A 10,425-nucleotide genomic window follows, 5' to 3' on the forward strand; every position below is an offset into this window, starting at 1 on the left:
ACCGGTTCGGGTGGGCGTACCGCCTCGGCGGTACGCCCACGCCCGTCGTGGGGTCAGCGCCGCCAGGCCGCCCAGAGTTCGGCGTACCGGCCGCCGGCCGCGACGAGGTCGTCCGGGCGGCCGAGTTCGACGATGCGGCCCCGGGACATCACCGCCACCCGGTCGCAGGCGTGCGCCTGGGTGAGCCGGTGGGCGACGACGATCGCCGTGCGACCCCGGATCACCGCGCTGCTGGCCAGTTCGAGCTGGTGCGCGCCCGCGCTGCCGGCCTCCGCGCTCGCCTCGTCCAGCACCACGATCGGCGGGTCGAGCAGGGCGATCCGGGCCAGCGCCAGCTGTTGGGCCTGGCCGGGCGTGACCGGGTGCTCGCCGTCGCCGACCGGGGTGGCCAGCCCGGCCGGCAGCGCGGCGACCCAGCCGTCCGCGCCGACCAGCCGCAACGCGGCGTGCAGGTCGTCCTCGGATGCGTCCGGCGCGGCCAGCCGGAGATCGTCGGCGAGGGTACCGGCGAAGACGTGCACCTCCTGGGTGACCACGCCGACGGTGCGGCGCAGATCCGTCGGGCTCAGGTCGCCGATCAGCCGGCCGCCCAGCCACACGGCGCCGTCGGTGGCCGGGAACACCCCGCCGAGGATGGCCGCCAGGGTCGTCTTGCCGGCGCCGCTGGCACCCACGATCGCCAGCGACTCACCCGCGGCGATCTCGATCGAGACATCGTGCAGGACCGCCGGCCCGTCGGCGTAGCGGTGCGACACCGACTTGGCGGTGACGCCCGCCGCTGCCCGCCCGGCGGGCGCGTCGCCGGACCGCGTTGCCGGCACGTCGACGCCGATGACACCGACCAGCCGGGCCAGCGCCGCACCGGCCGACTGGACGTCGTTGAACGAGACCAGCAGCATGCCGAGGGGACCGAAGAGGCGGTGGAACAACAGCGCGGCGGCGGTGACGTCGCCGACGCTGCTGTCCCCGGCCCGCACCAACAGGAACCCGGCGAGCAGTACGGCGGTCAGGCCGATCGCCTCGGCGTAGTTCATCATGTTGGCGAACCAGAGGAAGCCGCGTACCGCCCGCAGCCGGGCGTCGGCCGCGTCCTGGGAGGCCCGCTCGACCCGCTGGCTCTGCCGCTGCGCCATGCCGTAGGCGTGCACCGTGCGCATCCCGCCGAAGGTGGTCAGCAGGCGCTGGGTCCGGACCCCGGCGGCCTGCCGTTCGGCGGCGTAGAGCCGCTTCGCCCGGGGCGTGAACCGGCGCAGGCTGAACACGTGGACCGGGAGGACGACCAGGAACGCGGCGGCGATGCGCCAGTCCAGGGCGGCGAAGCCGGCGATCGTGACCAGCACGGTGACCAGTGCGGTGAAGACCCCGGCGGCCAGCCGGATCGAGTCGGTCACCTGCTCCACGTCGTCGGTGACCCGGGAGGCGACGTCGCCGGAGCCGGCGCTCTCCAGCCGGGCCGAGTCCATCCGCAGCGCGTGGTCGAGTACCTCCTCGCGCAGGTCGGCGCAGGCGCGCATGCCCCACTCGGTGACCAGCCAACGGGACGCCCCGGTGAGCACCGCGGCGGCGAAACCCGCGCCGAGGATCCAGGCCGAGGTCAGCAGCAACGACCGGGTGGTCCCGTCGGCCACCACCAGGTCGACCAACCGGCCGAGCAGCAGCGGGACGACGACCGCGGCGCCGCTGGCCGCCAGCGACGTCCCGACCGAGGCCCAGCCGAGCGCCGGGTGTCGGCGCAGCGACTGCCAGAAGGTCGCCAGGGTGGTGCGGCCGGTGGCGACGGGCAGGACCGACGTCTGAGCGCTCATCGCAGCACCACCTCGGCGTACGCGGACTGGGCGAGCAGGTCGCGGTGGCGTCCGACGGCCGCCACCCGGCCGGCGTGGACGAACACCACCCGGTCGCAGCGGTCGAGCAACGGCGCGCTGGTGGTGACCAGGACGGTGGCCCGGTCGGTGCCGGTGCGGTGGGCGCGGATCCCGTCGGCGATCGCGTGCTCGGTGACCGCGTCGACGGCCGTGGTCGGGTCACGCAGCACGGTGACCGGCCGGTCGGCCAGCAGCGCCCGGGCCAGGGCGACCCGCTGCCGTTGGCCACCGGAGAGGTCCAGCCCGTGGTCCAGCAGCTCCCGGTCCAGCCCCACGCCGCCGTCGGTGATCTGGTCGACGGCGGCGGCGCTCATGCTGCGCCGGACCGCCGGGTCGTCGCGGTCGTCCCCGGTCTGCAGGACCTCACGCAGGGTGCTGCCGAACAGGTCCACCGCGTGCGGCTCGGCGAGCACCACCCGCCGCAGCGTGGCGACGTCCAGGTCGCGTACGGGCGTGCCGGCGAGCGTCACCTCACCCCGCTCGGGTGGCCGCGCACCGGCCAGCAGGTCGGTGAGGCTGTCGGCGGTGGTGGTCTGCCCGGTGACGACGCCGAGCAGTTCGCCGGGGGGCACGGTGAGGCTGACGCCGTCCAGGCCCGGCGCGTGTACCTCGTGCAGGACCAGCGGGCCCGGCTGGGCCGTCCGCCCGCCGGATCCGGTCGGCTCCGGTGCGGCGAGTACCTCGGCCACCCGTGCCGCGCTGGCCCGGGCGGTCGCCAGCCGGAAGACGCAGTCGGCGAGGTTGAGCACCGGATCGCTGAGGAAGGTGGCCATCCCGACGATGGTGATGAGCTGACCGACGGTGATCCGGTCCTGTAGGGCGAACCAACCCGCGAGCGCGGCTACCACCGTGACCAGGAGGCCGGTGGTGAACGTCGACACCCCGACGAAGGTGGCACCGGCCCGGACCGCGCCGATGCTGGCCCGCAGCGAGCTGCGACTGGCGGACCGGTAGCGGCGTACCGCCTCGTCGACCCCGCCGAACCCGCGCAGCGGCCGCAGCCCGCGCAGCAGGTCGGAGGCGGTCGCGGCGGCGCGGCCGATGGACTGCTGCTGCGCCGAGGTGTGCCGTTCCACCACCGGTCCGAGCGCGTGCAGGCCGAGCACCAGCACCGGTACGCCCACCACCAGGCCGAGGCCGAGCGACCAGTCGATGCGCAGCAGTACCACCGTCGCCACGGCCAGGCCGACCAGTGCGGAGATCATCCGGCTGCCCAGTTCCAGCAGTTCGGCGGCGGCCTGGGTGTCGGACGTCGCGATCGACAGCAGTTCGCCGTGCTGCCGGCTGGTGCGGATGCCGCGTCCGGTGAGCACCCGCCGGACCACCCGCATCCGCAGGCTGTGCGACTCCTGGACGACCGCCTTGGACAGGAACCAGAACCCGAACCGCCAGCCCATCGTCAGCGCGACGAACAGTGCGAAGATCCCCAGTACCGACCAGAGCATCGCCGTACCCGACCCGGTGCCGACGGCCTGGTCGATGACCAGGCCGATGGCCACCGGCACGAGCGCCTCGCAGACCTGGTGCAATGACCAGAAGCCGGCGCACAGTGCGGTGTCGCGGCGCTGGCGCCGGAACATGCCGCCGATCAGCCGACCGGTCGGTACCGGTGCAGGGGTGTCCGTCATCCGCGCCTCGCTTCCGAAGTTAGGCAAGCCTAACTAGCGACCCGTCGGCTTGAACAGCCGGACCGGCGGCACCGATCGCCGTCGATCCGGGGCTGTCGGGCGTCGATGGCGGTTGCCCATCCTCCTAGGACGTTCTGTGGGTGGTGCCGCCCGCCACTCCTGGGCCGACGACGCACCGCCGCGGTAGGGCGGCGGTGCGTCGTCGTTCATCGGGCCGGGTCAGCAGAGCCCGTTGCAGCCGCCGGGGTTCGGCGGCGGGCCGTTGAGCCAGGGCTGCGACAGACCGGGTACGTGCTCCGGCTGCGCCCCGCTGATCCGTGGCTCGGAGAAGACCGTGTTGTACGCGTTGGCGGTGTCGTCGACGTAGATGATGCCGGTCAGCTTGTTCTCCGGGATGGTGCCGTCGGCGTACTTCGGCGTCCAGTTGCGGACCGGCGTGATGTTCGTGCCGAAGATCCGGGTGAGCCCGCCGCTGCCGCTGAGGACGGAGACCACGTCACCGGAGTAGTCGGGGTCGACGTACCCGTGGTCGTTCTCGGGGTCGCCGTGTCCGCTGCCGTCGCCGTTCCCGTCGTCGCCTCCGTCGTCACTCCCGTCGTCACCGTGCCCGGCGCCGCCACCGGCGGGGTCGTTCGCGTCGGGGTCGTAGTACATGTTGATGCCGTCGTCGCAGCTGCCGGCCGCGTCGCAGGTGGTGATGGTCTGGCTGCCGGAGGTGTACGTCGAGCTGTGGAAGATGACCGCCTCCACCTTGATCGTGCCGATCTCCTTACCGTCCTTGTCGTACACGTGGTAGGTCGTCTCCAGCCAGGTGTCCGAGTTCCCCTTCGTGGAGTGGCTCTTCGAGGTGGTCTCGCTGACCAACCGTCCGTGCGCGTCCACGACCCGGGTGTGCTCCTCGATGTAGAGGTCGCCCGCCTCGCCCCGCTCCTCGTACTGGTGCAGGATCGTGTTGCCGCGCGAGCCGTCGGCGTTGAAGTGCTCCCGCACCGAGCCGCCCGGCACCAGGTCGACCACGTCGCGCGACCCGTCGGCGTAGTGCAGCTTGTAGTCGAAGTCGTCGAACCAGCCGCCCCTCTCGGTCTTCACGACGCCGCCGTACGCGACGGGACTCTGCCCGGTCACGCCGGGTTCGTACTCGACGAAGTGCGTCGCGAACGGGGTGAGCAGGCCGCCGGCCAGCGGGTCGCCGACGGTCTGCGAGTTCTTGCCGCGGCCGATCGCCACGCCGTCGCGCCGCACCGACAGCTTCAGCTCGTCGAACTGCTTGAGGTCGATGCCGAGCCGGGTGTAGGCGTCCTGCCGGACCGGCATCGCGAAGATCCCGATGGCGGGCAGATTCGTCGCCTCCTCCCGGAGCTTCAGGATCTCCGCCGGGAACGCGATGAAGCTGCCGCGGCCGTACGCGAAGGACGGCAGCTTGTTGACCGAGGCCAGCTCGACGGCCAGCTGGAGGCTGGGCGTGCTCTGCGGGTCGTGGGGGTCGGTGCCGGCGGCCAGCTCGTCGGCGTCGCTGAAGCCGTCCTGGTCGCTGTCGGCCACCCGCCAGGACAGGTAGCAGCCGGTCGGGTCACAGATCCGGGCGTACGCCAGCCGGGTCCGCTCTGGCGCCTCCGTCGGCTTGTCGGCGGAGGCGGCGGAGGCGGTGGCGGTCAACGCGAGCGGTATGGCGAACAGGGGAGCGACGAACATCGCCACTCGTCTGCGGTTGCGAAGGATCATGCGCCGTACCGTCGCACCCGGTCGGCCATACTCGGGACACTGAGTCGGCAACCAGTCCGGTCCCACCGTCAACCTGGGAAAATCCCTAGTTAGGGTGTGCCTGCTGCACTCGCCCGACGAAGGTGACGGACGTGGAGATCGACCGGCGCGCCCCTGGTTCGCAGGACGCCGACCAACTGCTGGCCGCCGCCGATCGCGCCGGTGACCCGCTGCGCGCCGCGCGGCTGGTCGCCGAGGCGTTCGTCGCGGTGTCCCGCACCGCCGACCCGGCCACCCTGCCACCGATGGTACGACGGCTGGCGGAACTGCGCGCCCGGTCGGCGGCGCCGCAGGTCGAGTTCCTGTACCACGCCGTCACCTGTGCGGTCGCCGCCCGTACCGGCCGGCGGCTCACCCGCCGTGACCCGGACGAGGCGCTGCGCCTGTTCACCGCGGCCCGGCTGCACGACGATCCGCTGTACGTGGAGTGCGCGATGATCGCCACGTTGAGCGCGATGCGGCCGGACCAGGTCCGACCCCGTTTCGCCCACCTGGTCGAGCCGTGGCTGGCCCCCGGCAGCCCCGAGTCGCCGACCCGCCCCGAGCTGCCGGCCCGCTCCGAGCCGTCGGGCACCGTCCAGCCCGCCGCCGCGCCCCAGCCCGCCGACGCCGCCGACCTGGCCCGGCGGGCCCGGCTCACCACCATGCTGGGCATGGGTGACGCCTGGTCCGGTGAGCTGCTGCGCGGCCGGGACACGCTGCGCCGCGCCCACCGGTACGCGGTTGCGGCCGGGCGTCTCGACCTGCAGGCCGAGATCGTCTCCTGGCTGGCCAAGTGCGAGGCGCTCTGCGGTGACCTGGCGGAGTCGCGGCGTCGGTTGACCGAGGCGCGGCTGCTCGCCGCCCGCTCCGGTTCGGCCTGGGTCGGCCTGCACATCGCCGAGTGCGCCGCCGCGCTGCACCTGGCCGGCGGCGACACGGACGCCTGGGCCGGCGTCGTCGGCCGGCTGGTCGACTCGGCGGTGGGCGCCAACTCCGGTCTGGTCTTCGAGCACCGCTGGGAGTTGGCCACCCACCACGCGTTGGGCGGCGACGCCGCCGCGGCGCAGGCCGTGCTCGCCGCCATCCCGGACCCGCCGCTGGACTGGCCGGGCGCGCCGGCCCTACCGGCCTGGCGGGCGTGGATCGCCGCCCCCGCCGACCCGGCGGCGATGGCCTGGCTGGAGCAGGCCCTGACCGGCCTGAACCGGCCGGTGGAACGGTTGTCCCGGGCCCGGTTGGCCTGGCTGCTCGGCGCCCAGCACGCCCGAGCCGGTCGCCGGGCCGACGCGATCCGGCTGCTGGAGTTGGCCAGCAGCGAGTACGCCGCGACCGGCGCCGCCGGCCTGCTCGCCCGCGTCGCCGTCGACCTGCACCTGGTCACCGACGCCCCGGTGCCCACCGACGGGACCGGGCCGGGCGGTGACGGTACCGCCGAGTCCCGCGCCACGTTGACCGTCACGGAGCGTCGGGTCGCCGCCGCGGTCGCCGACGGGCTGAGCAACCACGAGGTGGCCCGGCGGCTGGGGGTGTCGACCAAGACGGTCGAGTTCCACCTCGGCAACATCTACCGCAAGCTCGGCGTGCGCAACCGCACCGAACTGGTCCGGCGCCTGCTGCGCTGAGCGGCCCGGGTGCCGGACCGCTAGCTAGCCGACGACGCAGTTCGGCTGGCCGGAGGCAGACCCGCAGGTAGGCGTGATTTCACCCTGAAATTTTTATTTCACCATGAAATCAGCGCTCTGAAGGTAACCCTCTCCCGGCCTGCCAGCCACGGCGCCAGCGCCGATCATCCACCGCTGCCTATCGATCACCGACCCGCCGCACCCGACCTCGAGACACGACCTAGCGGCCCAGCAGGACCGCCACCGCGATCGCGGCGAGCACCGCCAGCGCGGCCAGCGCCGCGGCGATGATCTTGGCGGTGCTGTACGGGCGTTCGCCGATCACCTCACCGGTACGGGCGTTGACCAGCACCTGGTACGAACGCCCGTGGTGCAGGTACGCGGCGATCCACACCGGCAACAGCATCAGCTTGTACGTCACGTCGGAGTAGCTGGTCTGCGCGGAGGTGACCTGCTGCTCGTCGCCGCCGATGTCGGTGCGGCAGTCCCGGTCGACGACCGGCGCCATCCGGGCCTTAGCCGCCGCCAGCCCCGCCTCCGGCTCGGTGTCGTAGCGCAGGGCGTGGTACCCGGCCAGGTAGTCCCCGTGGTAGGCGACCGCCTCGGTCAGCGGCCACGGGGTCAACTGGTCGAGCTGCTGCTGCGGCAGGTGCGTGGTGGCGGGCACCAGCACGTCGTCGAAGTCGCGACGGACCGTGCCGCTGGCCGGATACCACCGGGTGTGCCGTACCTGCCGGGTGCGGGTCTCCGCCTTGCCGTCGACCATCACCGTGTACGTCTCGGTGACGTAGTAGTGCTCGCCGCGTTGGCCCCGGTAGTCCGTGACGGTCCGCGCGTCGAACGTCCAGTGCGGCAGGTAGGTGCCCTTGAGCGTCTCCGCCTCGCTGACCTTCTTCAGGCTGTTCGGGGCGAACCAGCGGCTGCGGCACCAGGTGCTCAGCGCGGTACGCACCCCGGCCCGGTCCACCGTGAACGGCAGCACCGCCTCCGGTGCGATCAGCTCACCCGCCGTCTGGTCGGCCACCAGCGGCGTCGCGCAGAACTGGCAGCGTTGGGCGAGGGCGTCGCTCTCGGTGCGGGCGCCGCAGCCCGGGCAGGCGAACACCCGCGCGCCGACGCTGGCCGCCGGCTTGCGCGCCAGCGTCGCCAGCTGGGCGTACGCGTGCTCGCGTACCTCCCGGCCGGCGCCGGTGATCTGCTGCTGGTGCCCGCAGTACGGGCAGCGCAGTGCCGTCGTGCCCGGTGCGTGTTCCACCCGCGCGCCGCAGCCCGCGCAGCCGAACGACGCCGGTGGGGTGGCCGTGTCGCTCATCGTCACACCCTCTCCGTTGCAGGTCCGGCGGTCACTGCGGCGGCAGTGGCGGCGGGACGCTGGCCAGCACCGACGCCAGCTCCGGCAGCTGACCGGCGGGCTGCCACTGCGTCATGCCGGCCCGCCAGACCAACGTCTGCGGGCCCAGCGTGCCGGCGCCGACCTGCTGGGCCAGCCCACCGAGGTCGAACGGCCCCTGGCGCTGTCCGTCGACGCCGACGAACCATTGGGTCTGTGCGGGCAGCGGCGGCGGTTCGGTACCGCCGGGCGGTGCGCTGGCCGGTGCCGGCGTGGTCGACTCGCCCGCCATCGACCTGGCCATCTGCTGTCCCATCGCCATGCCCATGCCCAGCCCGACCCCGGCGCCGGCCTCTCCACCCGGGTTCTTCGCCGCCTCCTCCAGCGCGGTGGCCGCCTGGTAGCGGGTGAACCGGTCCAGGTCGCCGACGGCGCCCATCCCGGTCCGCTTGTCCAGCGCCCGCTCCACCTCCGGCGGCACCGAGACGTTCTCGATGACGAACTTCGGGATCGCGATGCCGACCTCGGCCAACTCCTCGGTCAGTACGCCGGCCAGCTGCCGGCCGATCGCGTCCTGGTGGGCCGCCAGGTCCAGCAGCGGTACGCCGGCCGTGGCCAGCGCGCCGCCGAGCCGGCCCACGATGAGCTGGCGCAGGTACTCCTGTACCTCCTCGGTGCGGAACTGCGGGTCGGTGCCGACCAGCTCGCGCAGTAGCCGCTGGGCGTCGACGACCCGGGCCGCGTACGCGCCGAACGCCCGCAGCCGGACCACCCCGAACTCGGCGTCGCGCAGGATCACCGGGTTCTGGGTGCCCCACTTCATCTCGGTGAACTGGCGGGTGTTGACGAAGTACACCTCGGCCTTGAACGGCGAGTTGAAGCCGTACTTCCAGCCCTTGAGGGTGGACAGGATCGGCAGGTTACGGGTCTGGAGGGTGTACGTGCCGGGCGGGAAGGCGTCGGCGATCTGCCCCTCGTTGACGAACACCGCCGTCTGGGACTCGCGGACCACCAGTTTGGCGCCCATCTTGATCTCGTTCTGGTAGCGGGGGAAGCGCCAGACGATCGTGTCCCGGCTGTCGTCCAGCCACTCCACGATGTCGACGAACTCGCCCCGGAGCCGGTCCATCAACCCCATCGCGTCCACCCCTGCCGTCTCCGAGATCATTCTTGTGGCGGCGACGATAGCAATCGCTCGCCACCAGCGGTTCGGCTCTTCCGGTTCAGGTGATCATCCGGTTATGCTCGCGCGTCTGGTACGGGGGAGGAGATCCACATGTGGCCGTTCCGTAAGCGCCGACAGCCGGCGGAGCCGGAGCTGGTCGTCGACCCGTCGTACGGCGACCCGCGGTCGCGGGCGCTGATCGACGCGCTCGGCGCCCAGGACTGGCGTACTGCCCGCGACGTCCTCGCCGCGTCTCCCGACCCGGACGACCGGGCGCTGCTGATGGAGGCGGCCGGCACGGTCGACGGGGTGCAGGACTGGATCGGGGAGTGGGTCGCCGCCGAACCCGACTCGACGTTGCCGGTGCTGGTCCGCGGCTGCCACGCGGTCCACTGGGCGTGGGAGGCGCGCGGCGGTAAGCGCGCCGAGTACACCAAGCAGGAGCAGTTCCGGGAGTTCGCCCGCCGGCTGCGGATCGCGGAGAACTCGCTGGACGAGGTGGTCGACCGGGATCCCGACGACGTGACCGCCCGGACCTGGCTGGTCACCTCGTCGCGGGGCCGGCAGGTCAGCGCCGACGAGGCCCGGGCCCGCTTCGACGAGGTGGTCAAGCGGCACCCGACGCACCTGGTCGCGCACGAGCAGCGGTTGCAGTACCTCTGCCCGAAGTGGTTCGGCACCGAGGAGCAGATGTTCGGCTTCGCCCGCGAGGCCACCGCCGCCGCGGCCCCGGGCAGCCTGCTGCCGGAACTGCTCGCCGTCGCGCACATCGAGAAGTGGCAGCACCTGCCGCTGGAGGAGAGCGACGCGTACATGCTCACCGACGAGGTCACCGTCGACCTGCTGGCCGCCGCCGAGAAGTCGATCTTCCATCCGTCCTTCGAACCGGGCCTCGGCTGGGTGCCCCGGGCGAGCGTGTTCGCCCTCGGGTTCGAGCTGGCCCGGGAGTTCGAGGCGGCGGCCCGGGTCTTCGAGCTGCTCGGCGACCAGGTCAGTGAATGGCCGTGGGCCTACGTCGGTGATCCCGTCACCGCCTTCACCCGATCCCGCGACTGGGTGCACGAGAACCGCT

The 10,425-nt window shown here is 72.8% G+C and carries 7 protein-coding genes; 2 read left to right on the forward strand and 5 right to left on the reverse strand.

Going from position 1 to position 10,425, the window contains the following annotated elements; genetic code table 11:
* Positions 1-53: 53 nt before the first annotated feature.
* The 3 genes from D2L64_RS07090 to D2L64_RS07100 form a co-directional block, all read right to left on the reverse strand.
* Positions 54-1,805 carry an ABC transporter ATP-binding protein gene (locus tag D2L64_RS07090; protein ID WP_119573884.1) on the reverse strand — a complete coding sequence of 584 codons (1,752 nt, stop codon included), beginning with the start codon at positions 1,803-1,805 and terminating at the stop codon, positions 54-56.
* The gene (locus D2L64_RS07095; RefSeq protein WP_119573885.1) at positions 1,802-3,493 is read right to left on the reverse strand and encodes an ABC transporter ATP-binding protein; all 1,692 of its coding nucleotides are present in this window, start codon (positions 3,491-3,493) and stop codon (positions 1,802-1,804) included. Before D2L64_RS07095 ends, D2L64_RS07090 begins: the two co-directional genes overlap by 4 nt.
* A gap of 219 nt (positions 3,494-3,712) precedes the next feature.
* Complete coding sequence (locus tag D2L64_RS07100; protein WP_147376206.1) at positions 3,713-5,215, reverse strand: thrombospondin type 3 repeat-containing protein; 1,503 nt, start codon at positions 5,213-5,215, stop codon at positions 3,713-3,715.
* A 131-nt stretch (positions 5,216-5,346) separates the two neighbouring features.
* On the opposite strand from D2L64_RS07100, the gene D2L64_RS07105 reads away from it, so the two are divergent.
* On the forward strand, positions 5,347-6,858 hold the full coding sequence (locus D2L64_RS07105; RefSeq protein ID WP_119573887.1) for a helix-turn-helix transcriptional regulator: 1,512 nt from the start codon (positions 5,347-5,349) through the stop codon (positions 6,856-6,858).
* A gap of 220 nt (positions 6,859-7,078) precedes the next feature.
* Here D2L64_RS07105 and D2L64_RS07110 read toward each other — a convergent pair whose 3' ends face one another.
* On the reverse strand, positions 7,079-8,170 hold the full coding sequence (locus D2L64_RS07110; RefSeq protein ID WP_119573888.1) for a hypothetical protein: 1,092 nt from the start codon (positions 8,168-8,170) through the stop codon (positions 7,079-7,081).
* A gap of 31 nt (positions 8,171-8,201) precedes the next feature.
* A complete protein-coding gene (locus D2L64_RS07115) occupies positions 8,202-9,356 on the reverse strand; it encodes an SPFH domain-containing protein (protein ID WP_233558815.1) in 1,155 nt (384 codons plus the stop codon).
* A gap of 108 nt (positions 9,357-9,464) precedes the next feature.
* Between D2L64_RS07115 and D2L64_RS07120 the strand changes: the two genes are divergently transcribed.
* A partial coding sequence (locus D2L64_RS07120) for a DUF4034 domain-containing protein (RefSeq protein WP_119573889.1) occupies positions 9,465-10,425 on the forward strand: 961 nt, incomplete at its 3' end.

The sequence above is a fragment of the Micromonospora radicis genome (assembly GCF_003583405.1).
Lineage (GTDB): Bacteria > Actinomycetota > Actinomycetes > Mycobacteriales > Micromonosporaceae > Micromonospora > Micromonospora radicis.

What these genes read in the sequence shown, in the direction of transcription:
- D2L64_RS07090 (WP_119573884.1), bottom strand. Translation starts at nt 1,805, where the DNA reads ATGAGCGCTCAGACGTCGGTCCTGCCCGTCGCCACCGGCCGCACCACC.
- D2L64_RS07095 (WP_119573885.1), bottom strand. Translation starts at nt 3,493, where the DNA reads ATGACGGACACCCCTGCACCGGTACCGACCGGTCGGCTGATCGGCGGC.
- D2L64_RS07100 (WP_147376206.1), bottom strand. Translation starts at nt 5,215, where the DNA reads ATGATCCTTCGCAACCGCAGACGAGTGGCGATGTTCGTCGCTCCCCTG.
- D2L64_RS07110 (WP_119573888.1), bottom strand. Translation starts at nt 8,170, where the DNA reads ATGAGCGACACGGCCACCCCACCGGCGTCGTTCGGCTGCGCGGGCTGC.
- D2L64_RS07115 (WP_233558815.1), bottom strand. Translation starts at nt 9,356, where the DNA reads ATGATCTCGGAGACGGCAGGGGTGGACGCGATGGGGTTGATGGACCGG.